Raw genomic sequence first — 26930 nt, 5'->3', positions numbered from 1 at the left:
GCAGGCAGGGGCACAGGGCTGATGTTCATGCGCATATCAACAACCCCCTGAGCCTAGGCCCCCTTCCCCACCAGCTCGTCCGCCGGGTCGTTGACCGGCTGCGGCATGCCCGTGAGGTCCATGACGAACAGCGGTATCCCCAGCTCGTCCGCCCGCCCCCGGGCCTCCTCCGTGTACCCCGCCAGGGAGAAGTAGACGCTGGTCGCCGAGGCCGTCAGGCCGTTCAGCCACACGCACTCCACCGCCCGCAGCCCGGCCGGCGCCGTGGTCGGGTCCACCTGCGCCACCACGCCCGGGGCCCGCAGGTCCACCGCCGCCGAGGGCACCGGCACCCCGTCGGGCTGGCGGACGTCCTGGAAGCCGAGCCAGCGCAGGTACAGCGCGGCCGTCACCACCGCGTCCCGGGCGGTACGGATGGTCACGGGCCGGAAGGCCGGCCGCGGCAGCGGGGGCCGGGCGGTGCCGCCCGGGCCCGCGGTCTGCCCGGGCGCGGCCGGAGCGCCCGCCGCCGGATCGGCCCGCGGCGGGTCCTCCCGTACGCCCTCCCGCGCCCCGTCCCGCAGGTCCGCCCGTAGGTCCTCCCCTACGTCCGCCCGTACGCCGTCCCGCGCGCCCGCTCCCATGTCCGCAGCCGTGTCCGTGCCTGAGCCCGCGCCCGCCGCGGGCCCGGGCGGCCCCGGGGGATGCACGGACACCCGTACGACCAGCCCGCAGGAGGCGCAGCCCACCTCGGGGTGCGGCCACTCGCTCTCCCGCCCGCAGGCCCCGCAGCGCACCGTCACCCAGGCGTCCGACCAGTTGCGGTGCGTCAGTGGGACGGGTGGCGCCGCCAGGTCCAGGGGTGGCGCGACCGGGCTCCCGCAGGCGCAGGGATAGACCGGGACGGTGTAGCCGTTCTCGTGCCGGCACGAGGGACAGCGCACCGGTACCGCTTCCGCCATGAGACCTGGACCCCCTCAGTCGCTGTGCGTGGGTCCATGCTCCACCACCGGCGACCGCCCGGGCGAGCGAGCCGACGGAATCCCGCCGAATCCGGCCGAAGACCCGGCCTTTTGTGCAACTCGCCGAACGAGATGCGCCTTTTGGTGGCTTCCGGGGTCTCGCACCGCCTTGACGTGCGGGAAGTCGCGGGCTTAGCTTGTTCCGTATAGCAGAACAATAATTCCGGATGACGGAAAAGTCTGACCGCCAGACCCGCAGGAGAACCTGATGCCTCGTATGACAGCCGCCGCAGCTGCAGTTGAGATCCTCAAGCTCGAGGGTGTCGAACAAGCGTTCGGCGTGCCCGGTGCTGCGATCAACCCCTTCTACCGCGAGCTCAAGAACGTGGGCGGCATCAGCCACACGCTCGCCCGTCACGTCGAGGGCGCCTCGCACATGGCCGAGGGCTACACGCGGGCCAAGGCGGGCAACATCGGTGTCTGCATCGGCACCTCGGGCCCGGCCGGCACCGACATGATCACCGGCCTGTACTCCGCGATCGCGGACTCGATCCCGATCCTCTGCATCACCGGTCAGGCGCCGGTCTCGAAGCTCCACAAGGAGGACTTCCAGGCCGTCGACATCGCCTCGATCGCCAAGCCCGTCACCAAGGCCGCCACCACGGTCCTCGAGGCCGCCCAGGTCCCCGGCGTCTTCCAGCAGGCCTTCCACCTGATGCGCTCCGGCCGTCCCGGCCCGGTCCTGATCGACCTGCCGATCGACGTCCAGCTGACCGAGATCGAGTTCGACCCGGCGACCTACACGCCGCTGCCGGTCTACAAGCCGCAGGCCAGCCGCGCCCAGGCCGAGAAGGCCATCCAGTTCCTGCTGGAGTCCGAGCGCCCGCTGATCGTCGCCGGTGGCGGCATCATCAACGCCGACGCCTCCGACCTGCTGGTCGAGTTCGCCGAGCTGATCAACGTCCCGGTCATCTCCACCCTGATGGGCTGGGGCGTCATCCCGGACGACCACGAGCTGGCCGCCGGCATGGTCGGTGTCCAGACCGCGCACCGCTACGGCAACGCGACGTTCCTGGAGTCGGACCTCGTCCTGGGCATCGGCAACCGCTGGGCCAACCGTCACACCGGTTACAACCTGGACGCCTACACCAAGGGCCGCAAGTTCGTCCACGTCGACATCGAGCCCACCCAGCTCGGCAAGATCTTCGCCCCGGACTTCGGCATCGCCTCCGACGCCAAGGTCGCGCTGGAGCTCTTCATCGAGGTCGCCAAGGAGCTCAAGGCCGCGGGCAAGCTGCCGGACTTCTCCGCGTGGACCGAGTCCGCGCAGGAGCGCAAGGCGACCCTGCAGCGCCGTACGCACTTCGACAACATCCCCCTGAAGCCGCAGCGCGTCTACGAGGAGATGAACAAGGCCTTCGGCCCGGAGACCCGCTACGTCACCACCATCGGTCTCTCCCAGATCGCGGCCGCGCAGTTCCTGCACGTCTACAAGCCGCGCCACTGGATCAACTGCGGCCAGGCCGGCCCGCTCGGCTGGACCATCCCGGCCGCCATCGGTGCCGCCACCGCGGAGCCGGAGACCCCGATCGTCGCGATCTCCGGCGACTACGACTTCCAGTTCATGATCGAGGAGCTGGCGGTCGCCGCCCAGCACAAGGTCCCCTACGTCCACGTCCTCGTGAACAACGCCTACCTGGGTCTGATCCGCCAGGCGCAGGGCGGCCTGGGCATCAACTTCGAGGTCAACCTCGAGTTCGAGAACATCAACACCCCGGAGATCGGCGTCTACGGCGTCGACCACGTCAAGGTCGCCGAAGGCCTGGGCGTCAAGGCCATCCGCGTCACCGACCCGGACAAGCTGGGCGAGGCCTTCGAGGAGGCCAAGAAGCTGGCGCAGGAGTTCCAGGTCCCGGTCGTCGTCGAGGCCATCCTGGAGCGCATCACCAACATCGCGATGAGCAAGACGGTCGACATGAGCGACGTCACCGAGTTCGAAGAGCTCGCGACCGAGCCGGGCCACGCCCCGACCGCGATCAAGGCCCTCAAGGTCTGATCACCTCCGTACGCAAACGGCCCCCGCCCCTCCTGAAAAGGAGGAGCGGGGGCCGTTCCGCGTTGCAGGGGTGACGGCCGAGATGCGGCGCGCCGGGTACTGGTGTGGACTCTGAGGTGCCGAGTGGCCGCGGCCCCTGTGGAGCCGTGGTCCGAGCCACCCAGTGGAGGAACACGCAGATGTCGCCGAACAAGCCGAGCATCGTCTTCGCCCACGGCCTGTGGGCCGACGGCTCCTGCTACAGCAAGCTGATCCCCACCCTCCAGAGCGAGGGTCACGAGGTCGTGTCGGCGCAGAACAGCCTGGACTCCCTGGAAGGAGACGTCGACGCCGTCCACCGCGCGCTCGCGCGGGTCGGCGGCCCGGCCGTCCTCGTCGGGCACTCGTGGGGCGGGTACGTCATCACCGCCGCCGGTACGGACGAACGCGTCGCCGGGCTCGTCTACATCGCGGCCCTGGGCCCGGACGCCGGTGAGACCCCGCAGGAGCTGATCGGCAAGTTCGACGCGCCGCCGCTCTTCTCCCACCTGGACACCGAGGACGGGCGGATCTGGATCTCCCGTGACGGCATCTCCGACTTCTGCGGGGACCTGCCCGAGGAGGAGCAGCGGCTGGTGTGGGCGACCCAGGGCGCCCCGCGCGCCGAGGTCCTGGGGGCCACGGTCGACGAGCCGGCCTGGAGGTCCAAGCCCAGCTGGTTCCTCGTCACCACGCGGGACCACGCCGTCAACCCCGAGCTCCAGCGGTTCGCCGCCCACCGCATGGGCGCCACCGTCGCCGAGGTCGACTCCGCCCACGTTCCGATGCTGTCCCGGCCCGAGGCCGTTCTGGACCTCATCCGCAAGGCCGCCCGATCGGTCTAGGGCCCGTTGCGTCCAGCTGTCCCCGGACACGACAAAGCGCCGAGTCACGGGACCGTCCGTGACTCGGCGCTCTGGTTGTACCCGCCCGACGGAGCGAGGCTGGCGCGACAGGACGTTCGCACCGCCGGGCGGAGTCGGAGGTCTCCTCATATTCGGAATATTCGGAGGTCTCCTCATGTACAGGGGACTCTGTGCGTGGCCCCTGTACATAGAGGAGTGGCTGGGACCGTGGCGGTCGGCGACGAGAACTCCGGCATCGTCTCCCTCAGGTCAAGAGACGGGCCTCGGAACCCATTACCACCGCACTGGCTCGCACGCCCGCCACGGTCCTCGTCCTGCCCTCACCGCGTACCACCCCTCATCCGGGTAAGCAGCTCGGGCTAGTACCCGGGGCCTGACCTCCCGTCAGGCCCCCGGTACGTCTGTGCGGCTCAGGCGTCGCGCAGGGCGCGGACGGCCTCCTCGACGCGGCGGCCGTACTCGGCGTCCGCGGCGTGGAAGTGAGCCAGGTTCTTCTCGATGACGTCCTCGAGGGTGACCTGAGACAGGCCGCCGGCGATGTTCGCCACCAGACGCTGCTTCGCGTCCTCGGACATCAGGCGGTAGAGCTCACCGGCCTGGAAGAAGTCGTCGTCCTTGGTGTGGGCCGGGGCCTCGTGGGTGCCCGTGTAGCCGGAGACGGCCTTCGGGGCGCCCAGGGCTATGCCGGTCTCGGCCGGGCCCTGGTACGAGTTCGGCTCGTAGTTCTTGTCGTGGCGCGAGCCGTTGCGCAGCGCCATGACACCGTCGCGGCCGTAGTTCTCGGCCTTCGTCGCCTTCGGGGCGTTGACCGGCAGCAGGGTGTGGTTCACACCGAGGCGGTAGCGCTGGGCGTCGGCGTACGCGAAGAGACGGCCCTGGAGCATCTTGTCCGGCGAGGCGGTGATGCCCGGGACGAAGTTGTTCGGGGAGAAGGCGGACTGCTCGACCTCGGCGAAGACGTTGTCCGGGTTGCGGTCGAGGACCAGACGGCCCACGCGCTGCAGCGGGTAGTCGCTGTGCGGCCACACCTTGGTGAGGTCGAACGGGTTGAAGCGGTAGTCCGCGGCCTCGGCGGCGGGCATGATCTGCACGTACAGGGTCCACGAGGGGTTCACACCGCGCTCGATGGCCTGGAGCAGGTCGGTCTGGTGCGAGTTGGCGTCCGAGCCGACGAGCTCGGCGGCCTGCTCGCCCGACAGGCAACGGATGCCCTGGTTCGTCTTGAAGTGGTACTTGACGAAGAAGGCCTCGCCCTGCTCGTTCGTCCACTGGTACGTGTGGGAGCCGTAGCCGTTCATGTGGCGGTAGGACGCGGGGATGCCGCGGTCACCCATCAGCCAGGTGATCTGGTGCGTCGCCTCGGGGGCGTGCGCCCAGAAGTCCCAGACGTTGTCCGGCTCCTGCTTGCCCGTGAAGGGGTCGCGCTTCTGGGAGTGGATGAAGTCGGGGAACTTGATCGGGTCCTTGATGAAGAACACCGGGGTGTTGTTGCCGACGAGGTCGTAGTTGCCCTCTTCGGTGTAGAACTTCAGCGCGAAGCCGCGGGGGTCGCGGACCGCGTCCGCGCCACCGAGGGAGTCGGCGACGGTGGAGAACCGCAGGAAGGTCTCGGTCTTCTTGCCGACCGTGTTCAGGAACGCCGCGCTGGTGTACGCGGTGACGTCGTCGGTCACCTCGAAGTAGCCGTACGCGGCGGAGCCGCGGGCGTGCACCACGCGCTCCGGGATGCGCTCGCGGTTGAAGCGGGCGAGCTTCTCAAGGAGCTGCTGGTCCTGGACCAGGAGCGGGCCACCGACGCCGGCGGTAGCGGAGTTCTGGTTGTCGGCGACCGGGGCGCCAGACTCGGTCGTCAGCGTGCGCTTCGACATGGTGACCTTCCGTACGGGGCAACTGCTGACGGAAAGCGTCTTCCGTCATGCGGAACAGCCTAATTTCGGCGTGAACGCGGCGTCAACAGTTTGTTGAAAAGAAAAGAGAGAGGAGAGGTGATCCGGACGGTGCCGGCACTTGGGCGCGACAGGACAGGTGTCAGCACCGGCACCATCCGGAAACTCAGGCCCCCGTGAGGGGGAGGGGCGGCCCGGGGGAGCGGGCCGCCGGGGGATCGGCCCGATCAGACCTGAGAGCCGGAGAGGCGCTCGACCGCGCGGAGCAGCGCGGAGTGGTCCAGGCCACCGTCACCCTGGGCGCGCAGCGAGGCGACCAGCTGGGCGACGACCGCGCCGACGGGCAGGGCGGCACCGACGTTGCGGGCGGCGTCGGTGACGATGCCCATGTCCTTGTGGTGCAGGTCGATCCGGAAACCGGGCTTGAAGTCGCGGTTCAGGAAGTTGGCCTTCTTGCGGGTCAGGACCGTGGAGCCGGCCAGACCGCCGTTGAGGACGTCCAGAGCGGCCTCGAGGTTCACGCCCGACTTCTCGAGGAAGACGACGGCCTCGGCGCACGCCTGGATGTTCACCGCGACGATGAGCTGGTTGGCGGCCTTCACCGTCTGGCCGGAGCCGTGCGGACCGCACAGGACGATGACCTTGCCGAGGGTCTCGAGGATCGGCAGGGCCTCGTCGAAGTCGGCCTGCTCGCCACCCACCATGATCGACAGGACGGCCTCGATGGCGCCGGCCTCGCCGCCGGACACCGGGGCGTCGATGACGCGGATGCCCTTCTCGGCGGCGTTCTTCGCGAGGTCGACCGAGGTCTGCGGGGTGATCGACGACATGTCGATGATCAGCGCGCCCGACTTGGCGTTCTCCAGGATGCCGGCGGGGCCGTAGTTGATGGCCTCGACCTGCGGGGAGGCGGGCACCATCGTGATGATGACGTCGGCGTCCTTGACGGCCTCGGCGATCGAGCCGGCCGAGGTACCGCCGGCGGCGGCCAGGCGCTCCAGCTTGTCCTGCTCCAGGGTGAAGCCGGTGACCGAGTAGCCGGCCTTCAGCAGGTTCTCGGACATGGGGGAGCCCATGATTCCGAGCCCGATCCAGGCAATCGACGGGAGCGCAGCGGGGTTGCTCATGATGAGGTCCTTCTCTTAATGCTTTGTACGAAAAGTGCGTGAGGTGCCTGGCTGATCGCCTGGACTTTGTCCGCCTACTTGGCGGCGCGGGCCTCGGCAGGCAGCCATGCGAAGGACGCGGCGGCGTCGGCCGCCTTGTACTCGAGGCCGACCCAGCCCTCGTATCCGGCCTTCTTCAGCTGGTCCAGGAGCGCCTCGAGAGGCAGCTCGCCGGTGCCGGGGGCACCGCGTCCCGGCTTGTCCGCGATCTGGACGTGGCCGGTCTTGGCGGCGTACTTTTCGATGACCTCGGAGAGGTCCTCATCGTTCATCGCCAGGTGGTACAGGTCGAGCAGGAACTTGGCGTTCCCGAGGCCGGTGGCCTCGTTGACCTTGTCCACTACCTCGATGCCGGCCGGGGCGCTCACCAGGGGGTAGAGCGGCGACTCGGGCTTGTTGAGGGTCTCGATCAGGAGGATCGCACCCACCCGGTCCGCGGCCTGGGCCGCGACGACCAGGTTCTCCAGGGCCAGCTCGTCCTGGACGGCCGGGTCCACGCCTTCGACGCGGTTGCCGTACAGGGCGTTGAGCGCCTTGCAGCCGACCGAGGCCGCGAAGTCCGCGGCCACGTTGATGTTGGCGCGGAAGCGGTCCGACTCCTCACCGGGAACCGACACCGCACCGCGGTCCGGGCCCGGCAGCTGGCCGGCGTAGAAGTTCAGGCCCACCAGCTGAGTGCCGGCGTCCTCAAGAGCCTTCTTGAGGGCGTCGAGCTCATCCTGAGCGGGGGTGGGGGTTTCGATCCAGGGCCACCACAGCTCGACCGCCGTGAAGCCCGCCGCGGCGGCAGCCGCGGGACGCTCCAGAAGCGGGAGTTCCGTGAAGAGGATCGAGAGGTTCACATCGAAGCGCTGGTCCGAGTATCCCATGAGGGGTGTGCGCTCCTTCCGTATTGCGGAAGTTATTTTCTGCTTGATGGAAGACTGCATGGAGGTTCGCGCGGCTGTCAAGTGCGGACTGCCGAAAATCACCGACCGCCGGGTAGCTTGGCGACGTGCGATTGAGAGTTGAGTTCACGACCGAGCCCTTCGACCTCGAAGAGGCCCCCGCCCACGCCGTGGCCGCCCGCGAGGTCATCCAGAAGGCGCAGCTGGACGCGGTGGACGTCGGCCCGTTCGGCAACACCGCCGAGGGCGAGTCGGACCGGGTGCTGACCGCCGTGGCCGCGCTGCTGCGCGACTCGCTGGAGGCCGGGGCGACGCGTGTCTCGCTCCAGGTCAATGTGATCGGGGAGGGCACCGAATGACCGAGCCCCGCGACCACCCCTTCGTCACCGCGGTCAAGCCGCTGGTCGACGCGATGGGTGGCGAGCTGATGGATCCCGCCCTGGCGCAGCCCGACGACGTCGTGCTCACCTGGGAGGGTCAGGACCTGCTGGCCGTACGCCTGCCCCAGCTCTCCGACTCCCTGGACCACATCCTGGCGGCGCTGGAGCGCCGACACGGCATGCCCCTGGCCCAGCTCGACCGGAAATCCAAGCAGGACGTGGTACGCATACTGGAGGCGCGGGGCGCTTTCTCCGTACGGCACGGCGTGGAAACGGTCGCGGGGGCCCTGGGCGTGAGCCGCTTCACCGTTTACAACTACCTGAACCGAGAGGCCGGCGCTTCGACCAAGCCGAACAAGCCGGCCAAGCAGGACAGCCAAGAGTGAGGGTCAATTCACCCATGGTGACGAGCCGCCGCCCAATTCACCCGGGCGGCGGCTTTTGTGTACGGGAAGTTTCAACAAAGTGTTGACGCCGTGTTGTCGAGGGCGTTAGCTATGCGCAGCCCGTCAAAGCAACAACAGGCCACGGAGGCCTACCGTGACTTCGAGTCCGACCCCGGGTCTCACCCGGTTCAACGCCTTGGACGACAGCGCGGCCACGGCCGAGCTGCACGAGGTGTGCGCCAGTTCGGCGTGGGGGAGCAAGCTGCTCGCCCAGCGCCCCTTCGACACCGTCGAGTCCCTGTTCGCCGCCAACGAGTCCGCCATGGCGGAACTCACCGCGGAGGACCTGGGCGAGGCGATGGGAGGCCACGCGCCGATCGGCCGGCCGAAGCCGGGAGACCCGACCTCCGCCCGCGAGCAGCGTGGCATGGCCGGTGCCTCGGAGGAGCTCAAGAACGAGCTCCTCGAACTGAACCTGGCGTACCAGGAGAAGTTCGGCCACGTCTTCCTCATCTGCGCCACCGGTGCGACCGGTGAGTTCATGCGGGACGCGGTCAAGGTCCGGATCGAGAACTCGCCGGAGCAGGAGCGAGAGATCGCTCGCGGCGAGCTCGTGAAGATCAACCGGATCCGTCTGACCCGCCTCGTCGAACTCGAAGAAGGAGCGTGACCGCATGAGCACCGAGACCACCGCGTCGGTGTCCACGCACATCCTGGACACCAGCATCGGCCGCCCCGCCGAGGGCGTCGCCATCTCCCTGTCGGCCCGCGCGGGCCTCGACGGCGAGTGGGCGGCCCTGGGCGGCAGCGCCACCGACGCCGACGGGCGCTGCAAGGACCTGCCGGCGCTGCCGGAGGGCACCACACACGTGCGTCTCGACTTCGAGACCGAGACGTACTTCACGCGTCAAATCAACACAGTGAAGCAAGCCGCCGAGGCACAGCAGGACGCCCCCCGCGTAAGGGACAGCGGTGCGTTCTTCCCCGAGGTCACCATCACCTTCGCGGTGAACCCGGGCGAGCACTACCACGTACCGCTGCTGCTCAACCCGTTCGGCTACTCCGTTTACCGAGGGAGCTAGCATGGCCACCATTCTGGGCCAGAACCAGTACGGCAAAGCAGAGAACCGCGTAGTCAAGATCACGCGGGACGGCGACACCCACCACATCAAGGACCTGAACGTCTCGGTCGCCCTCTCCGGCGACATGGACGACGTCCACTACTCCGGCTCGAACGCCAACGTCCTGCCGACGGACACCACCAAGAACACGGTGTACGCGTTCGCCAAGGAGTACGGCATCGAGTCCGCCGAGCAGTTCGGCATCCACCTCGCGCGCTGGTTCGTCAACAGCCAGGAGCCGATCCAGAAGGCGCGCATCCGGATCGAGGAGTACTCCTGGTCCCGGATCGCCACCTCGGACGCCAACTCCAAGTTCATCGGCTCCGACGAGGTGAACCACTCGTTCGTCCGCAACGGCGGCGAGACCCGGGTCACCCAGATCACGTACGACGGCAAGAACTGGGAGGTCATCTCCGGCCTCAAGGACCTCGTCGTCATGAACTCCACGAACTCCGAGTTCTGGGGTTACGTGAAGGACAAGTACACGACCCTGAAGGAAGCGTACGACCGCATCCTCGCCACCCAGGTGTCGGCCCGTTGGCGCTTCAGCTGGTCGGACGACGACCAGCGGATGCCCAACTGGGAGAAGTCCTACGCCGAGACCCGGAAGCACATGCTCCAGGCCTTCGCGGAGACCTACTCCCTCTCGCTCCAGCAGACCCTGTACCAGATGGGTTCGCGCATCATCAACCACCGTTCGGAGATCGACGAGGTCCGCTTCTCGCTCCCGAACAAGCACCACTTCCTCGTCGACCTCGAGCCCTTCGGTCTCAAGAACGACAACGAGGTCTACTTCGCCGCGGACCGCCCGTACGGTCTGATCGAGGCGACGGTCCTCCGCGACGGCGTTGACGCCCGTATCCCCGTGGACATGACCAACCTCTAAGCGCGGGCGCGCGTCCCGGGGCTCCGCAGTGGCCCCGGGACGGGCGACACGCTCTCAACTTCCTGAATCGGCACCCGGACGCAACGCACGGGGCGGCAGTACTGTCAGCTGTCAAGGCCCCCGGCTCCGGCACTCAAATCCCCTGGGTTTTGCCGTGCCCGCACCGCCACTGAAAGCACGAGGAAGTCCCATGGCAGCATCGGCAGACCTTGGCAGCGCCGTAGAGCGCATCGTCATCGAGAACTGTGCGATTGCGACCGTCGACGCGAACGACACCGAGTACGCCTCGGGTCACATCGTCATCGCCGGCAACAGGATCGAGTCCATCGGCGCGGGCAAGGCCCCCGAGAACCTCGACAACGTCGTCCGCCGCATCGACGGCACCGGGCACCTCGTGACTCCCGGCCTGGTCAACACGCACCACCACTTCTACCAGTGGATCACGCGTGGCCTGGCCACCGACCACAACCTCTTCAACTGGCTCGTCGCGCTGTACCCGACGTGGGCGCGCATCGACGAGCAGATGACGTACACGGCCGCGCAGGGCTCCCTCGCCGCGATGGCCCGTGGCGGTGTCACCACCGCGATGGACCACCACTACGTGTACCCCAAGGGTTCCGGCGACCTCTCCGGCTCGATCATCCGTGCCGCCTCCGAGATGGGCGTCCGCTTCACCCTCGCCCGCGGTTCCATGGACCGCAGCGAGAAGGACGGCGGCCTGCCGCCGGACCACGCGGTCGAGACCCTCGAGGGTGCGCTCGCCGACACCGAGGCGACCGTGAAGAAGTACCACGACGCCTCCTTCGACGCGATGACCCAGGTCGCCGTCGCCCCGTGCTCCCCCTTCTCGGTCTCCACCGAGCTGCTGAAGCAGGGCGCCGAGCTGGCCCGCCGCCTGGGTGTGCGCATGCACACGCACGGCAGCGAGACCGTCGAGGAAGAGAAGTTCTGCCACGAGCTCTTCGGCATGGGCCCGACCGACTACTTCGAGTCGACCGGCTGGCTCGGCGAGGACGTGTGGATGGCGCACAGCGTCCACATGAACGACTCGGACATCGCCGCGTTCGCCCGCACCAAGACCGGTGTCGCGCACTGCCCGTCCTCCAACGCCCGTCTGGCCGCCGGCATCGCCCGCGTCCCGGACATGCTGGCCGCCGGCGTCCCGGTCGGCCTCGGCGTGGACGGCACCGCCTCCAACGAGTCCGGTGAGCTGCACACCGAGCTGCGCAACGCGCTGCTGATCAACCGTCTGAACCCGGTCCACCGCGAGCGCGCCCTGAACGCGCGCCAGGCCCTGCGCCTCGGCACCTACGGCGGCGCCCAGGTCCTCGGCCGCGCCGACAACATCGGCTCGCTCGAGGCCGGCAAGTGCGCCGACCTGGTGCTGTGGAACATCAGCACCTTCCTGCACTCCTCGATCGCCGACCCGGTCACCGCCCTGGTCTTCGGCGCGGCGGCCCCGGTGACGGCCTCGTTCGTCAACGGCAAGCAGATCGTCGAGAACAACCGGCTGCTCTTCGCCGACGAGGACGCGATCGCCGTGTCCACGCGGGAAGAGGCCCAGCGCCTGGCGCGGATCTCCGCCCAGGCCTGATCCCCACGGAGTCCGGCCGGGGGGGACGGCCCCCGGCCGGCGGCCGCGGACCCGAGCGGGGTCCGCGGCAGCCGTTCCCGGGAAGCGCCCGAGGAGAGATCCGACGGCGCCCCCGGGGCGGTGACTCGTGACAACCACACCGCAGCACAGCGCGCTTCTCGCGCCACTGCCACGGCACCCCCAGCCTTCGACACGGTTCGGCACGGCTGGCGCCACCACGTGGAACCGGTTTTGGGCGAATCGTTTCCGCACCCCTTGGGGCAAGAAGGAGCACCACCCACAACTCCATACAGGCTCGACTAGCACCGCTTTCGCACCACCTCCCTGACACCCACGTCCCTGCCGACGTGTCTAACCGACCGGAGGAAGCCGTGGCCAGAGCGCCCAGGTTTCGCAAAGATGCAGTCGCAGTACCGGAGGAGAAGCACCCGGTCGACGAGACCTTGCCTCCGCTGAAGATGTTCACCAGCGGCCTCCAGCACGTCGCCGCCATGTACGCGGGTGTCGTGGCCCCGCCCATGATCGTCGGCCCGGCGGTCGGCCTCTCCGCCACCGAGACCGCCTTCCTGATGGGCGCCTCGCTCTTCACCGCAGGGCTCGCCACCCTCCTCCAGACCCTCGGCTTCTGGAAGATCGGCGCCAAACTCCCCTTCGTCAACGGCGTCTCCTTCGCCGGTGTGACCCCGATGATCGCCATCGGCAAGGGGGAGGGGGACAATGCCATCCCGATCATCTTCGGCGCGATCATCGTCGCCGGACTCGTCGGCTTCCTCGCCGCCCCCTACTTCGGGAAGCTCGTCCGCTTCTTCCCGCCCGTCGTCACCGGCACCGTCATCACCCTGATCGGCGTCTCACTGCTCCCGGTGGCCTTCAACTGGTCGCAGGGCGGGAACAGTACCGCCGCCGACTACGGCTCGATGAAGAACATCGGCATGGCCGCCCTCACGCTGGCGATCGTCCTGGTGATGCGCAAGTTCCTGCGCGGCTTCCTCCAGCAGATATCCATCCTGCTCGGCCTGGTCGCGGGCACCCTGATCGCCATCCCGCTGGGGATGACCGGCTTCGACGCCGTCAAGAACGCCTCGGTGGTCGGCTTCCCGACCCCCTTCCACTTCGGCGCCCCGCAGTTCCAGGTCGCCGCCATCGTCTCGATGTGCATCGTCATGCTGGTCTGCATGACCGAGTCCACCGCCGACATCCTGGCCCTCGGCAAGATCGTCGGCCGGCCGGCGGACGCGAAGACCATCGAGGGCGGCCTGCGCGCGGACACCCTCGGCAGCGCGCTCAGCCCGCTGTTCAACGGCTTCATGTGCAGCGCCTTCGCCCAGAACATCGGACTCGTCGCGATGACCAAGGTGCGCAGCCGCTTCGTGGTCGCCGCCGGCGGAGGCATCCTGATCCTGCTGGGGCTGTGCCCGATGGCGGCCTCCGTGATCGGGGTCGTCCCGCTGCCCGTCCTCGGCGGCGCCGGCGTCGTCCTCTTCGGCTCGGTCGCGGCCAGCGGCATCCAGACCCTGGCGGGCGCGGCCATGGAGAAGGGCGAGAACGCCCTGATCGTCGCCGCCTCGGTGGGCATCGGCCTGATCCCGATCGCGGCCCCGGACTTCTACCACGCCTTCCCGAAGGACCTGCTGGTCGTCCTCGACTCCGGCATCAGCACCGGCTGCGTGGTGGCGATCCTGCTCAACCTGGCCTTCAACCACCTCGGAACCAAGAGGAACGCGGCGCAGGCCCCGGCGGAACCGGCCTTCGTCCACTGAGCCCGGCACCCTCCCCGCCGACCCGGGGCGGGTGCCGCAGCCGCGGCGCGCGGCGGCGCGTACGTCACCCACTGCGGGCGTGGCGTACGGGCCGCCGCGCGCGTCGTGCTCACGCGGCTCCGGGAGTGGTCACGCGGTTCCCGTCGTGCTCACGCGCCCCCGCGCGGCGGCAGGACCGTCCCGTGCGGCGGGGTCTCGTCCCGGGACCCCGGCGCCGCGTCCGTCCAGATGTCCGGCCGGACCGTCCGTATCCGCCGCCCCGCCTGGTCCAGTTCCTGCGCCTCCGACTTGCGGACGTGCAGGGCCACCATGGTGTCGGTGACGCGCATGTTCGGCAGTCTGCGCGTCAGGTCGGCGGTGTACCGGGACAGTTCCTCGATGGTGCGCAGCCGGGCACCGATCATGAAGTTCCAGGGGCCGCTGACGGACATGCAGGTCCGGGTCTCGCGCAGCCCCGCGGCCACCGCCGCGCAGTCGGCCACCTCGTGCTCGGGCACCTCCGCCCACACCGTCGCCGACACCGGCCAGCCGGTCAGCCCCGAGGCCAGCGCGCAGCTGTAGCGCAGGCTCTGGCCCGCCTCCAGCCGGCCCAGGCGGCGCCGTACGGTCGACTCGCTCATCCCCGACTCCCGGGCCAGCGAGGCCACGCTGCGCCGCGCGTCCGAGGCCAGCGCCAGGGTCAGCGGCCGGTCCTCCTGCGCCATCGCCGCGACCGGCCGGGGCGACTGCGCGGCCGAGGCGCCGTTGCGGCGGTTGCGCCCGGTCAGCTGGTCGGTCTGCGCGGGCGTCAGCTGGTCCAGGCGCCAGCGGTCGGGGGCGGCGTGCACCGCCGTGACGATCGAGGAGCGGGTACCGACCACGCCCGGGATCCGCTGCACCCGGAAGGACAGGTACCGGTAGAGCGTGTGCAGATCCGGCACGGCGACGAAGGTCAGCAGGTCGCGCCCGCCGGTGGTGTGCTCGACGCCCATGGTGTGCGGATCGGCGGTCAGGGCCGCGCCCACGGTCGGCGGGGTGCCCGCGGCGCACATCACCTCGACCCACGCCATACAGGGCGCCTGGGTGCCCGTACGCAGCCCGAGACCCGTGATCCAGGCCTCCCCGGCGCCGGTCAGCCGCTCCCAGCGGCGGGCGAGGGTCTCGGGACGCGCCCCGAGCACCTGCGCCAGGCGCTCCCAGCTGGCGCGCGGAGCGAGCTGGAGTGCGTGCACGAGCGCCCGGTCGGTGTCGTCGATGGCGGAAATGGCCGAGTTCATACCTTCCCCTGGTGGTTCTCCCGGCCACCGGCCGGTCAACCTGACTTTCGGCTGATCATCTCTCCTCGTACGCACGACCACGGCATCCGGCGGTCGAGCGCGCCTCGAGGAAAGCATCGGGAGGACGTGTGGGGGACCCCGGCTCAAGCCTGCGCCACGCGGTGCCGGCCGAACTGTCCAGCTTCCTGGGACGGGAGCGCGAGCTGGCGCGCACCGCTGCCCTGCTCGGCACGGAACGCCTGGTCAACCTGGTCGGACCAGCCGGAATAGGCAAGACCCGGCTGGCCGTTCGGACCGTCCGCGCCCTCCGCCGCAGCCAGGGCGCCGACGTGGTGTGGGTGGCTCTGGCCGGTGTGCCGCGGCCCCTCGGGGGCGTGCGCGGGCAAGAGCTGCGCCGGCGGCTCGCGGGCCGTGAGGCTCTGCTGGTGCTCGACGGCTGCGAGCAGCTGGGCGAGCACGGCGGGGATCTGGTGGAGGAGCTGCTGGCGCGATTGCCCCGGGTGCGAATTCTGGCCACCTCGCAGCGGATCCTCGGGTTCCACGGGGAGGTGCCGCTCCCGGTGGGACCGCTCTCCGTGCCGCCGGAACCGCAGGATCCGGCCAGTCGGCATCCGGTCGCCGAGGTCGCCGGGTACGCCGCCGTACGGCTCTACGAGGAGCGGGCGCGGGGGGCCGACCCCTTCTTCGAGCTCACCGACCGCAACGCCGGGGCCGTAGCCGCCCTGTGCCGGGCCCTCGACGGGATCCCCGGGGCCCTGGAGCTGGCCGCCGCGCGCGCCCACCGCTACGCCCCCGCCGAGGCCCTGCGCCGGCTGACCGCCGACCCGCTCGGCTTCTTCGCGGGCGGCGCGGGCCGGGCCGGCGGGGCCGACGTCCTGCGCGCGCACCGGCTGGCCTCCCCCGAGGAACGGCTGCTGTGGGAGCGGCTGTCCGTCTTCGCGGGCTCCTTCGACGAGTCCGCCGTCGCGCAGGTGTGCGGCTTCGGCGAACTCGCCCCGGAGGCCGCCGCGCGGGCCCTGCGGCGGCTCGCCCCCGCCCTGCTGGCGGAGCCCGGGCAGCCCGGCCGCTACCGGCTGCCCGTGTCCGTACGCGCCTACGAGGCCCGGCGGCTCGCGCACGCACCCGGCGGCGACGGGGCGCGGGTCGCCCTGCGCCACCAGGAGCGGTGCCGGACCACCGCCGAACGGGCCGCCTGGCTGTGGCGGTCGGGGGCGCAGCCGCAGGCGCGCGCACTGGCCGTACGGGAGCTGCCCGAGCTGCGCCAGGCGATGAACCCGCTGTCCGCCTCCGGGCCGGCGGCCGCCCTGGAGATCGCCGTGTCGCTGTGGTTCCTCTGGTCGGCCTGCGGCCTGGAGGAGGAGGGGCGCCGGCACCTGGAGCGGGCCCTGGCCCTGCACCCGGCGCCGCGCCCGGCCCGCGCGCTGTGGCTGGCGGCCTGGCTGGTGGCCGCCTTCGGCCGGGCGGAGGCCGCCGATCCGCTGCTGGTGGAGGCCTGGAGCGCGGCCGTACAGGAGGGGGAGGACACCACGCTGGCCTACCTCGCGTACGTCCGGGGCACCGTGGCCCTGTGGAAGGACCGGCCCGCCGAGGCAGCCGACGAGTACCGGGACGCGCTCGGGCAGCTCCCGCAGGAGCCGGAGTTCGGCCCGGGGCGGGAGGCGCTGGAGGCCGCCCTCACCATGGCGCTCGCGCACACCGACCCGGCGTCCGTCCCCCTCGAGGACGGCCGGCCGGGCGGTCCCGCCGACCTGTGGGCGCAGTCCTGGTCCGGCTACGCCCACGCCATGGTGCAGCGCCGCGAGGGGCGCCCCGCGCTGGCCCGGACCCGGCTGGTGCGCGCCCTGGAGATCCAGCTGGCCCTCGGGGACCGGCTGGGGCAGGCCCTGTCGGCGGAACTGCTGGCCGAGCTGGAGGCGGACCTGGGCCACTACGAGGAGTCCGCGCGGCTGCTCGGCGCGGTCTCCCGCAACCGCCCGGCCGGCGCCTGCGTCCCGCGCGCCGAGCGGATCCTGCGCGTCCGGATGGCCCCGGAGGCCTTCCGGGCGGCCCACGGGCAGGGCTCCCGGAGCACGCTGAGGCAACTCCTGCCGGAGCTCTGAGCCGCAGGTCACCGGCTGGGGCGCGAGGTGCCCGCGGGCCCGGAGTTCCCGCGCCGATCCGGCGTAGGGCGTCAAGGACGCGGAAAGACATCGCATGAGCGCGCTCGCTCCACCCCTCTGACCAGACAGGTGGTACGGCGATGTCCGAATCCCCGCAGCTGTGGATGCGCAGCGAGACCCGGCCCACCGAACGGCGCGCACCGCTGACCCCCGACGACGCCGGGCGGCTCGTCCGGCAGGGCGTACGGATCACCGTGGAGGACTCCGGCCACCGGGTCTTCCCGCTCGACGCGTACGAGGCCGCGGGCTGCCTCACCGCGCCGGCCGGGTCCTGGGCGCGGACCGCGCCCGGATCGGCGTACGTCCTCGGCCTGAAGGAACTCCCGCCGATGCCCGAGCGTTTGCACCACCGGCACGTCTACTTCGGGCACGCCTACAAGGGCCAGGCGCAGGCCCCCGAGCTGCTGCGGCGGTTCGCGGCGGGCGGCGGGACCCTGCTCGACCTGGAGTACCTCGCCGACGCGCAGGGCCGCAGGGTGGCAGCCTTCGGCTACTGGGCGGGGTACGCGGGCGCGGCCCTGGCCGCGCTGCACGCCCGCGGCGCCCTGACGGCCCCGCTCGTCCCGCTGCCCCGGCCGGAACTGGACGCCCGCCTGCGCGCCCAGGCCCCCGACGGCTTACGGGCGCTGGTCATCGGCGCGGGCGGGCGCAGCGGACGCGGCGCCTGCGACGCCCTCACCACCGCCGGGATCCCGGTCACCCGCTGGGACCGCACCGCGACCCGCAGCCTGGACCGGGCCGCGCTGCTCGGCCACGACATCCTGGTCAACGCGGTGCTCACCACCCGCCCCCTGCCGCCCTTCCTGACCCCGGCCGACCTGGCCCCGGCCGGTCGAGGCGGCGTCCCCCGAAGGCTCTCGGTGATCGCCGACATCACCTGTGACACGGGATCCGAGCTGCACCTGCTCCCCGTCTACGACCGCCTCACCGACTGGACGGCCCCCGCCCGGCGCCTGCGCGGCGGAAGCCCGCCGCTGGACGTGATCGCCATCGACAACCTCCCGTCCCTCCTCCCGGCCGAGGCGGCCCGCGCCTTCTCGGCGGACCTCCTCCCCAAGCTCCTCGCGCTGCACTCCCCGTCCCCGGACCCGGACTGGCTGCGCTGCCGCGCGGCCTTCACCACGGCCCTGGAGACCCTCCCGGACCCCCACCGCGCGGCGTAGCCGCAGGGGCGGGCTGCCATGGACCTGACCATGGCAGCCCGCCCCGCCGTCCTCCTCCGAATTCGGAGGCGTTACTACGAGGTGGGCGTCAGGTACATGCCGGTCTGGTCGGAGCCGGCGGTGTTCTTGCAGGTGGAGCCGGAGTCCGCGGGCTGGGCCACGGCCAGGGCCAGGCAGCGCCCGAGGGCCAGCTGCCCGAAGTAGTTCGGGTGCATGGACTCCTGGATCAGGCCCTGCGACTCGTTGTTGTCGATCCAGCGCGCCCATTCGCTCGTCTTCGCGGAGGCGGGGACGGTGGAGCTGACCTGCTTGCTGGCCTTCGCGCACACCTCGCGCCCCTGGAGCATGTCGCGCAGGTCCAGGAACTGCACGCCCTTGGCCGCGGCGACCCCCTTGATGCGGTTCGCGATCTGCGGCACCAGCGAGTCCCGGGCCCAGTCCGAGTCCCGGTTCCAGAAGGGGCAGCCGCCGGTGTTCAGCCGGCTCCAGTCGCTCTGGGTGTACCGGTTCTCGGCGCCCCGCGGGATCGGCGACGGGTACGACTGCAGCACGATCCGGTACGAGGAGTCGGTGTAGCCGGCCTGGCGCATCACGGCCCGGATCTCGTCGACCGACTTCCCGACGTCGGCCATCACCGCGTCGATCTTCTGGTCGACCCCCGCCTGCTGGTCGTCGTAGCAGTAGGAGTTCCAGAGCACGAAGTCGAGCGCGCAGTCCTTGATGATGTCGGCGAAGCCGAGGTCGTTCCCGCCGACGGACAGCGCGATGACCTTCACGTTGCGGCTCGCGGCCACCGCCGCGAGCTGGTCGGCCTGCGGTGCTTCGCCCTTGAAGGCCACGCCGCCGTTGGAGGCGCGGAAGACGTTCTGCGAAGTCGCCCCGGAACAGGCCAGGTTGACGGCCGTCTCGGCGATGGCGCCGGCGCTCAGCACCTCGGCCGAGTCCGAGCGGTGGCAGCCGCCCGCGGTGGCGGCGTAGACCTTGGCGGGATCGTAGGAACTGCCACTGACCCACGCCCGGTCGGTGCCGTTCCTGTTCCCGCTGTTGGTCAGGCTGTTGCCCTTCCAGCGTCCGGCCTCGCCGGAGATGTAGCTGTCGCCCATGGACACGACGGCGGTGGGCCCCGTCCCGGGGCTGGCCGCCGACGGCCCGGCCCCGCCGACGAGCAGCGCGCTGACGGCGAGCGGCAGCGCCATACCGGCGCCGGCCAGTCGTCGCACACGACTGCGGGCGGCCCGGTCCTTGCCGGCCTTTCGGAATCCGTTCACTGCGGAACTCCTGCGGTCGGCCACGCCGAAGTCGCCAACAACTTCGGTGCGTGGCTTGGAAAGTGGGGGTACCGCCGGCGCCGGTGGCATCGGAAAGGTGGCACGCGCCCACTTGTTACCGCTAGGTACAGTCACGTTACGATGCAGTAACGTCCGACCGGTCGGTCGGGCGCGGAGGCCCGGTCAGTGCACGGTGGCGCGACCGGAGGCCGCCGTGGCCTTTCGCATTCGCGCACACTCTGGCGCGAAAACGCCTCCGCCCCCGGCGCCTTGGGAGGCGCGGGGGGCGGAGGCGTGCTCGACTGCTGTGCGATTCAGCCGAAGGATCGGGTCTGGCCGAAAAGCAGTGGTCAGCCGACCAGCTGGTCGTACGCGGGGAGGGTGAGGAAGTCCGCGTAGTCGGCGTCCAGGGAGACCTGGAGGAGGAGGTCGTGGGCCTGCTGCCACTTTCCGGCCGCGAAGGCCTCGTCGCCGACCTCGGTGCGGATCGCCTCGAGCTCCTCGGCGGCGATCTTGCGGGTCAGTTCGGCGGTGGCCAGCTCGCCGTTCTCGAAGACGACTCCGGCGTTGATCCACTGCCAGATCTGGGAGCGCGAGATCTCGGCGGTGGCGGCGTCCTCCATGAGGCCGAAGATGCCGACGGCGCCCAGGCCCCGCAGCCAGGCCTCGATGTAGCGGGTGCCGACCTGGACCGCGTTGCGCAGGCCCTCGTAGGTGGGCTTGGCGTCCAGCGAGTCGATCGCGATCAGGTCGCCGGGGGCCACCGAGACGTCCTCGCGCAGGCGGTCCTTCTGGTTCGGCTTCTCGCCGAGCACCGCGTCGAAGGAGGCCATGGCGATCGGGACCAGGTCCGGGTGGGCGACCCAGGAGCCGTCGAAGCCGTCGTTCGCCTCGCGGTCCTTGTCGGCCTTGACCTTCTCGAAGGCGATCCGGTTGGCCTCGGCGTCCTTGCGGGACGGGATGAAGGCCGCCATGCCGCCGATGGCGTGCGCGCCGCGCTTGTGACAGGTGCGGACGAGCAGTTCGGTGTAGGCGCGCATGAAGGGGGCCGTCATCGTCACCGCGTTGCGGTCCGGCAGGACGAACTTCTCGCCGCCGTCCCGGAAGTTCTTGACGATGGAGAACAGGTAGTCCCAGCGGCCCGCGTTCAGGCCCGCCGCGTGGTCCTTGAGCTCGAAGAGGATCTCTTCCATCTCGTAGGCCGCGGTGATGGTCTCGATGAGGACGGTCGCGCGGACGGTTCCCTGCGGGATGCCGACGTAGTCCTGGGCGAAGACGAAGATGTCGTTCCAGAGGCGGGCCTCCAGGTGCGACTCCGTCTTCGGGAGGTAGAAGTAGGGGCCCTTGCCGAGGTCGATCAGGCGCTGGGCGTTGTGGAAGAAGTACAGGCCGAAGTCCACGAGGGAGCCGGAGGCCGGGCCGCCCTCGAAGCGCAGGTGGCGCTCCTCCAGGTGCCAGCCGCGCGGCCGCATGACCACGGTGGCGAGCTGGTCGGCGGACTTGAGGGCGTACGCCTTGCCGGTGCGCGCGTCGGTGAAGTCGATGCGGCGCTCGTAGGCGTCGATGAGGTTGAGCTGGCCGAGGACAACGTTCTCCCAGGTGGGAGCCGAGGCGTCCTCGAAGTCGGCGAGCCAGACCTTGGCGCCCGAGTTGAGGGCGTTGATGGTCATCTTGCGGTCCGTCGGACCGGTGATCTCCACGCGGCGGTCGTTCAGGGCGGCCGGGGCCGGCGCGACCTTCCAGTCGCCCTCGCGGACCTGTGCGGTGTCCGGGAGGAAGTCGAGCGTGGAGGTGCGGGCGATCTCGGCGCGCCGCTCGCCGCGACGGGCGAGGAGCTCGGCGCGGCGGGGGGCGAACCGCCGGTGGAGCTCGGCCACGAAGGCGAGGGCCGCTTCGGTGAGGACTTCGTCCTGCCGGGGCAGGGGCTCGGCGTCGACGATGGCCAGCGGGGACGGCGCTGGTGCGGACATATCTGTCACTCCTTCAGCGGCGGTGCCTTGCGGCCGCGGGGAATGCTCGCGCGGGACGGCACGCAGTGCCGCCGGGTGTGGAGAGTTCCGTGTAACGGTCGCGGGCGCCGTCTGGGGGTTCAGGGCGCTTCTGACCAGTGGATAGTAATTTCCTCATGGTGGAAGTTCAATGGTTTGTTGATATCGAGATTCTCTGAGTCGACAGATTCCGCTTACCGGTGGCCCTCAGTGCCATGACGGTCACGCCCCGCTCAGTCCAGACGGGCCAGGTCGGGCGGGGTGTCGATGTCGAAGGCGGCCGCGACGTCCCCGCACTCCACCAGCATGACCTCCGCCGCGTGGTTCTTCAGGTGGACGCGCGCACCCTGGTCCCCGGTCGCGGTGGCCGTGATGTCCGCCCAGCGGTCCGCCCCGAAGAGCACGGGATGCCCGCGCTCCCCGTCGTAGGCCGCCGCCACCAGGCTGGACGGGGACCGGTAGGCCTCCCGCACCCGGGCCACCGCCGCGGGCCCGATGCCCGGCTGGTCCACCAGGGACACCAGGGCCGCGCGGGCCCCCGTACCGGCCAGGGATGCGAGGCCGACCCGCAGGGAGGAGCCCATGCCCTCGGCCCAGTCCGGGTTGTCCACGACCACGCAGCCCGCCAGGTCGGCGCGTTCGCGGACCTCGGCGGCCGAGGCGCCCAGCACCACGTGCACCGGGCCGCAGCCGGCCTCGCGCAGCACGCGCACGGCGTTCTCGACGAGCGGGCGCCCGCGGTAGGGGAGCAGGGCCTTGGGGCGCCCGCCGAGCCGCCGGCCGCCGCCGGCGGCCAGGAGCAGACCGGCGATGACCGGCGGCTCCCCGGCCGTCACAGGGGCAACGGACTGGTCGGGGGAGTGTTCGACTGCTGACATGTCAGCGATTCTCGCCGCTCCTTCACCCGAACGGGTGTGAGTCCCGCCAGGACGCGCCGTACGGAGGCCAGCGCGGCCCCGATCCGCAGCGGCTCGGAGATCCGGTTCTCGGCGGCGGCCAGCAGGGCTCGTTCGTCACGGTCGGTGAACACATCGTGCGGCATTGCGGAGTTCTCCTTGCCAATCGGGGGCCAATACCGCGAGTCTGGACCTGGATTGGCCTGGCTGGCAGAGCCAATCGGGGGAGGTTGGCATGGCGAACGGGCGAGTGGTCCACACGGCGGACAGGACGATCGGCAGCCGCCAGCTCGCGGCGCTGCTCCCGCCCGAGGTGCTGGCCCGCCCCGGCTACCGGGCCCTCGCCGACGCCGTGCGCACCCTGATCCTCGACGGCCGGATCGCCCTGCACGTCCGGCTCCCCGCCGAGCGCGAGCTCGCCGAGGCGGTCGGGGCCAGCCGGGCCACCGTCACCGGCGCCTACGACCTGCTCCGCGAGAGCGGCTACGTCCGCAGCCGGCGCGGCTCCGGCACCTGGACCGAGCTCCCCGACGGCCACGACCCGGTCGGCGCCCACATGCTCCTCGGCGGAATCGGCGGCCGCGCCGACGGGGACCCCGGCATCGACCTCGCCATCGCCGCGATGGGAGCCCCGGACGGCAGCCTCGCCGAGGCCCTCGCCTGGGCCGCGCCCCGCCTGCCCGGGCTCACCCGCACCCCCGGCTACCACCCCTTCGGGCTGCCCGACCTGCGCACGGCCGTCGCGGACCGCTTCACCCGGCGCGGGCTGCCCACGCGCCCCGAGCAGATCCTGGTCACCGCCGGGTCCCAGCAGGCCTTCGCCCTGGTCGTCAGCCTGCTCTGCCGGCCCGGCGACCGGGTCGTCACCGAGAACCCCACCTACGCCAACGCCCTCGACGCCCTGCGCCACGCCCGCCTGCGCACCGGCTCCATCGCCGTCTCCGACACCGGCTGGGACATGGAGATCGCCGAGTCCACGCTGCGCCAGACCGTGCCCCGGCTGGCGTACGTGATCCCGGACTTCCACAACCCGACGGGCGCCCTGATGCCCGGGGAACAGCGGCTGCGGCTGCTCGCGGCGACCCGGGCCACCGGTACCTGGCTGGTGGTCGACGAGACCATCGCCGACATCGCGCTGGACGTGCCCGCCCCCGCGCCCCTGGCCTCCCTCGCCCCGCGGGCGGGCGCCGACCACGTGATCACCATCGGCTCGCTCAGCAAGACCCACTGGGGCGGCCTGCGGGTGGGCTGGATCCGGGCCACCGCGAAGCTGATCGCCGAGCTGACGGCCGTACGGGTCTCCGCCGACATGACCGGTTCCGTGCTCGACCAGCTGGTGTCCCTCCCGCTGCTGGAGGGCCTGGACCGGTCCCTGCCCGCCCGGCTCGCGCAGCTGCGCACCCAGCGCGCGGCCCTGGTGGGCTCGCTCCAGCGGCACACCCCCGAGTGGTCCTGGCAGCTGCCGCCGGGCGGCCTCTCCCTCTGGGTGGACCTCGGCGAACCGGTCAGCTCCGCCCTCGCCGAGCGGTCGGCCGCCGCAGGGGTACACATCGGCCGCGGGGCGCGCTTCGGCGTCGACCCGGGCACCTTCGAACACCGCCTGCGCATCCCGTACACCCTGGCCCCCGACCGCCTCGACGAGGGCGTACGCCGTCTCGCGGCGGCCTTCCACGACGGCGTCCCGCTGGCTCCGGGCGTGGAGCGGCCGTACTGGGTGGCCTGACCAGCGCTGACTAGGCCCGACCGACCAGCCCCGACCAGCCCTGCCCCGACCAGCCCTGACTAGGCCTGCCGGCCCCGCCGGAAGTACGCGTTCGACGCCGGCCGGAACATCAGGGCCACAGCGGTCAGTACGGCCGCCACGTGCACGACCCGGCTGGCCCCGAAGACCCAGTCGAGCGCGCCCGCCCCGGAGACGGCGTCCGCGAGCGACCCGCCGTCGACCAGGTACCCGAGGGGCTGGACGACCATCGAGGCGGTGCCCAGGACGCCCAGGCCCACCGCGAGGGTGACCCGCGCCCACCCGGCGCCGGCGCGCATCCGCCGGGCGCAGAGCACGGCGAGGGTGAAGACGGTGAGCCGGACGGCGAGGCCGGCCCCTATCTCCCCGGCGGAGCCCGTGCCCTCGAAGGCCATCCGGCCGACCGCGAGCACGGTCTCGAAGGCCCCGGCGGCGACGGCGGTCAGCCACAGGGTGTGGGCCGTACGGACGGTGGCGGGCGCCGCCACGGCGGGGGCGGTGCGGCGGCGGTGCTGCGTGGTCGTGCTCGGCGTCGCGGACATCGGGGGCTCGCTTTCGCATACGGAGGTTCGACGCCCCGAATACTTCCGGCCGGGCGCCCCCGCCACCCGCCTGCGAGCCGGTGGACCCGGCCGGGGGATAACCCCCGACCCCCCTACGGCGTGCGGATCAGGCGCCGGGTGGCGGCCGCGGCGACGGCGGAGGTGCGGGAGTCGACGCCGAGCTTGGCGTAGACGTGCACCAGGTGGGACTTGACCGTGGCCTGGCTGAGGAAGAGCCGCTTGGAGATCTGCTGGTTCGACAGCCCGTCGGCGACCAGCTGGAGCACCTCCAGCTCCCGCTTCGTCAGCGCCTCCGCCGGGGTGCGCATCCGGTCCATCAGCCGCAGCGCCACCGCCGGGGCCAGCGCCGACTGGCCGGCCGCGGCCGTGCGGACCGCCGCCGCCAGCTCCTCCGGCGGGGCGTCCTTCAGCAGGTAGCCCGAGGCGCCCGCCTCCACCGCCGCCAGGATGTCGGCGTCCGTGTCGTAGGTGGTCAGGACCAGCACCCGGGGCCCGCCCGGCCGCGCCGTGATCGCCGCCGTGGCCGCGGAGCCGTGCATCCCGGGCCCGAACTGGAGGTCCATCAGGACGACGTCCACCGCCTCCGAGGCGGCCAGTTCCACCGCTCGCTCCGCCGTCGCCGCCTCCGCGACCACCGTGAAGTCCGGCTCGGTGTCCAGTACCGCGCGCAGCCCGGCGCGGACCACGGGGTGGTCGTCGGCGAGCAGGAGCCGGATGGTCATGGTCAGGCCTCCACGGGCAGCGGCAGGGTGACGGCCACGGCGGTGCCCTGGCCCGGGTCGGACTCGACGGTGAACAGCCCGCCCAGCGACTCGGCCCGCGCGCGCATCGCGGGCAGGCCGAAGCCGCCCTCGCCGGAGGGGGCGCTGGAGGGGTCGAAGCCCCGGCCGTCGTCGACCACGTCCAGGGTGACCGAGCTGTCCATGAAGGTCAGGGTGATCTCCGCCCGGCCGGCCCCCGCGTGCCGCACCACATTGGCCAGCGCCGACTGGGCGATCCGCAGCAACGCCACCTCGTACGGGGTGGGCAGCGCCCGGGGGGCGCCGGTCACGGAGAAGCGCACGCGCGGCCCCGGGACCCCCGAGCACAGCCGCTCCAGCGCCCCGGCCAGCGAGCCGTGCTCCAGGTCCGGGGGAGTGAGGGCCCGTACGAAGCGACGTGCCTCGGCGAGGTTCTCCTGGGCGGCCCCGCGGGCCCGGGCGATGTGCTCGGCGGCGGGCGCGTCCTCGGGCAGCGTCCGCTCGGCGGCCCGCAGCAGCAGCTGGATGGAGGACAGGCCCTGGGCCAGGGTGTCGTGGATCTCCCGCGCGAGCCGTTCGCGTTCCGCGAGGATCCCCGCGGAACGCTCGGCGGCGGCCAGCTCGGCCCGGGTGGCGATGAGCTCCTCGATCAGCTCGCGGCGGCGTTCGCTCTCGCGGTACAGCGCCTGGTAGCCGAGCACCGTGGCCACGGCCACCGCCCCGCCCAGCAGCGGCCCGAGGAAGGCGCCGGGGTTCACCGAGCCGCTGTGCCCGATGAAGGCGCCGATCGCCGCGCAGGCGGTCACCGCGACGGCCGCCACCCCCCAGCGCAGCCGCAGCAGGTGCAGCTCCAGGAAGTACAGCGGGAAGGCGATCCACAGCCCGTCGGGCGAGACGAGGAGCAGCGCGGCCCACACCGCGCCCACCCCGGCCAGCCACAGCCCGGCGGCGCGCGGCGAGCGCCGGACCGCGTGGTTCCGTACCCCGGCCGCGTAGACGGCGGCCAGCAGGACACAGAGGCCGACCACCCACCCGGCGCGGGGCGCGGAGCCGGTGACGGCCCGGGCGGAGGCCAGCGCGAGCAGCCCGAGGAGCAGCGCGTGCAGGCACAGCCGCAGGACGCGGGAGACGGGGGTCGGGGTGCGGGCGGGCAGGGTGGGGGAGGGCGGGGCAGCGGACATCGTCCGACCAGCGTAAGTCGGCGGCCGG

24 protein-coding genes are annotated in these 26930 nt (G+C 71.5%); 12 read left to right on the top strand and 12 right to left on the bottom strand.

Going from position 1 to position 26930, the window contains the following annotated elements:
- Window positions 1-53: 53 nt before the first annotated feature.
- Window positions 54-941 (bottom strand): hypothetical protein, encoded by an 888-nt coding sequence (locus OOK34_RS00875; RefSeq protein ID WP_267031927.1) that lies wholly within the window; start codon window positions 939-941, stop codon window positions 54-56.
- 268 nt (window positions 942-1209) lie between these two features.
- Between OOK34_RS00875 and gcl the strand changes: the two genes are divergently transcribed.
- Window positions 1210-2997, top strand: coding sequence for a glyoxylate carboligase (gene gcl, locus OOK34_RS00870; protein ID WP_267031926.1), 1788 nt, complete (start codon window positions 1210-1212; stop codon window positions 2995-2997).
- A 179-nt stretch (window positions 2998-3176) separates the two neighbouring features.
- Window positions 3177-3860, top strand: coding sequence for an alpha/beta fold hydrolase (locus tag OOK34_RS00865; RefSeq protein ID WP_267031925.1), 684 nt, complete (start codon window positions 3177-3179; stop codon window positions 3858-3860).
- A gap of 431 nt (window positions 3861-4291) precedes the next feature.
- Here the strand turns inward: OOK34_RS00865 and OOK34_RS00860 are convergent, their stop codons facing one another.
- From OOK34_RS00860 to OOK34_RS00850, 3 genes are all read right to left on the bottom strand, one after another.
- A complete protein-coding gene (locus OOK34_RS00860) occupies window positions 4292-5749 on the bottom strand; it encodes a catalase (RefSeq protein ID WP_267031924.1) in 1458 nt (485 codons plus the stop codon).
- 245 nt (window positions 5750-5994) lie between these two features.
- On the bottom strand, window positions 5995-6894 hold the full coding sequence (locus tag OOK34_RS00855) for a 2-hydroxy-3-oxopropionate reductase (RefSeq protein ID WP_267031923.1): 900 nt from the start codon (window positions 6892-6894) through the stop codon (window positions 5995-5997).
- Window positions 6895-6968: 74 nt separating this feature from the next.
- A complete protein-coding gene (locus OOK34_RS00850; RefSeq protein ID WP_267031922.1) occupies window positions 6969-7802 on the bottom strand; it encodes a TIM barrel protein in 834 nt (277 codons plus the stop codon).
- A gap of 125 nt (window positions 7803-7927) precedes the next feature.
- Between OOK34_RS00850 and OOK34_RS00845 the strand changes: the two genes are divergently transcribed.
- The 7 genes from OOK34_RS00845 to OOK34_RS00815 all read left to right on the top strand — a co-directional run bounded on the left by OOK34_RS00845 (window position 7928) and on the right by OOK34_RS00815 (window position 13947).
- Window positions 7928-8179: a thiamine-binding protein gene (locus OOK34_RS00845; protein WP_267031921.1), complete on the top strand. Its 252-nt coding sequence runs from the start codon at window positions 7928-7930 to the stop codon at window positions 8177-8179.
- Window positions 8176-8586: a helix-turn-helix domain-containing protein gene (locus tag OOK34_RS00840; RefSeq protein WP_267031920.1), complete on the top strand. Its 411-nt coding sequence runs from the start codon at window positions 8176-8178 to the stop codon at window positions 8584-8586. Before OOK34_RS00845 ends, OOK34_RS00840 begins: the two co-directional genes overlap by 4 nt.
- Before the next feature lie 154 nt (window positions 8587-8740).
- Window positions 8741-9256, top strand: a complete 516-nt coding sequence (gene uraD / locus OOK34_RS00835; RefSeq protein WP_267031919.1) for a 2-oxo-4-hydroxy-4-carboxy-5-ureidoimidazoline decarboxylase — start codon at window positions 8741-8743, stop codon at window positions 9254-9256.
- Window positions 9257-9260: 4 nt separating this feature from the next.
- Window positions 9261-9668: a hydroxyisourate hydrolase gene (gene uraH, locus OOK34_RS00830; RefSeq protein WP_267031918.1), complete on the top strand. Its 408-nt coding sequence runs from the start codon at window positions 9261-9263 to the stop codon at window positions 9666-9668.
- Window position 9669: 1 nt separating this feature from the next.
- Window positions 9670-10593, top strand: coding sequence for a factor-independent urate hydroxylase (pucL, locus tag OOK34_RS00825; protein ID WP_254381168.1), 924 nt, complete (start codon window positions 9670-9672; stop codon window positions 10591-10593).
- A 190-nt stretch (window positions 10594-10783) separates the two neighbouring features.
- Entirely contained in the window at window positions 10784-12187 is a 1404-nt protein-coding gene (locus OOK34_RS00820) for an 8-oxoguanine deaminase (RefSeq protein ID WP_267031917.1), read from the top strand.
- Between the two features lie 371 nt (window positions 12188-12558).
- On the top strand, window positions 12559-13947 hold the full coding sequence (locus OOK34_RS00815; RefSeq protein ID WP_267031916.1) for a nucleobase:cation symporter-2 family protein: 1389 nt from the start codon (window positions 12559-12561) through the stop codon (window positions 13945-13947).
- A gap of 149 nt (window positions 13948-14096) precedes the next feature.
- Here the strand turns inward: OOK34_RS00815 and OOK34_RS00810 are convergent, their stop codons facing one another.
- Complete coding sequence (locus tag OOK34_RS00810; protein ID WP_267031915.1) at window positions 14097-15203, bottom strand: Lrp/AsnC family transcriptional regulator; 1107 nt, start codon at window positions 15201-15203, stop codon at window positions 14097-14099.
- A 128-nt stretch (window positions 15204-15331) separates the two neighbouring features.
- Between OOK34_RS00810 and OOK34_RS00805 the strand changes: the two genes are divergently transcribed.
- Both OOK34_RS00805 and OOK34_RS00800 read left to right on the top strand, forming a co-directional pair.
- Complete coding sequence (locus OOK34_RS00805) at window positions 15332-17302, top strand: hypothetical protein (protein WP_267031914.1); 1971 nt, start codon at window positions 15332-15334, stop codon at window positions 17300-17302.
- 140 nt (window positions 17303-17442) lie between these two features.
- Complete coding sequence (locus OOK34_RS00800; protein ID WP_267031913.1) at window positions 17443-18525, top strand: saccharopine dehydrogenase; 1083 nt, start codon at window positions 17443-17445, stop codon at window positions 18523-18525.
- Between the two features lie 74 nt (window positions 18526-18599).
- Here OOK34_RS00800 and OOK34_RS00795 read toward each other — a convergent pair whose 3' ends face one another.
- The 4 genes from OOK34_RS00795 to OOK34_RS00780 form a co-directional block, all read right to left on the bottom strand.
- On the bottom strand, window positions 18600-19883 hold the full coding sequence (locus OOK34_RS00795) for a GDSL-type esterase/lipase family protein (protein WP_267031912.1): 1284 nt from the start codon (window positions 19881-19883) through the stop codon (window positions 18600-18602).
- Between the two features lie 260 nt (window positions 19884-20143).
- The gene (gene aceB, locus OOK34_RS00790) at window positions 20144-21763 is read right to left on the bottom strand and encodes a malate synthase A (protein WP_267031911.1); all 1620 of its coding nucleotides are present in this window, start codon (window positions 21761-21763) and stop codon (window positions 20144-20146) included.
- A gap of 251 nt (window positions 21764-22014) precedes the next feature.
- On the bottom strand, window positions 22015-22659 hold the full coding sequence (locus OOK34_RS00785) for an NTP transferase domain-containing protein (protein WP_267031910.1): 645 nt from the start codon (window positions 22657-22659) through the stop codon (window positions 22015-22017).
- Window positions 22614-22823: a hypothetical protein gene (locus OOK34_RS00780; protein WP_267031909.1), complete on the bottom strand. Its 210-nt coding sequence runs from the start codon at window positions 22821-22823 to the stop codon at window positions 22614-22616. The genes OOK34_RS00785 and OOK34_RS00780 overlap by 46 nt, the downstream gene beginning before the upstream one ends.
- Before the next feature lie 89 nt (window positions 22824-22912).
- Here OOK34_RS00780 and OOK34_RS00775 point away from each other — a divergent pair, with 89 nt between their 5' ends.
- Window positions 22913-24400, top strand: coding sequence for a PLP-dependent aminotransferase family protein (locus OOK34_RS00775; protein ID WP_267031908.1), 1488 nt, complete (start codon window positions 22913-22915; stop codon window positions 24398-24400).
- A 59-nt stretch (window positions 24401-24459) separates the two neighbouring features.
- Here OOK34_RS00775 and OOK34_RS00770 read toward each other — a convergent pair whose 3' ends face one another.
- From OOK34_RS00770 to OOK34_RS00760, 3 genes are all read right to left on the bottom strand, one after another.
- A complete protein-coding gene (locus OOK34_RS00770) occupies window positions 24460-24960 on the bottom strand; it encodes a hypothetical protein (protein WP_267031907.1) in 501 nt (166 codons plus the stop codon).
- Between the two features lie 113 nt (window positions 24961-25073).
- Window positions 25074-25703, bottom strand: coding sequence for a response regulator transcription factor (locus OOK34_RS00765; RefSeq protein ID WP_267031906.1), 630 nt, complete (start codon window positions 25701-25703; stop codon window positions 25074-25076).
- Between the two features lie 2 nt (window positions 25704-25705).
- The gene (locus OOK34_RS00760; RefSeq protein ID WP_267031905.1) at window positions 25706-26902 is read right to left on the bottom strand and encodes a sensor histidine kinase; all 1197 of its coding nucleotides are present in this window, start codon (window positions 26900-26902) and stop codon (window positions 25706-25708) included.
- Between the last annotated feature and the right edge of the window lie 28 nt (window positions 26903-26930).

The sequence above is a fragment of the Streptomyces sp. NBC_00091 genome (assembly GCF_026343185.1).
In the GTDB taxonomy this organism is placed as follows: domain Bacteria; phylum Actinomycetota; class Actinomycetes; order Streptomycetales; family Streptomycetaceae; genus Streptomyces.
This window is presented reverse-complemented; position numbering and strand designations above follow the sequence as displayed.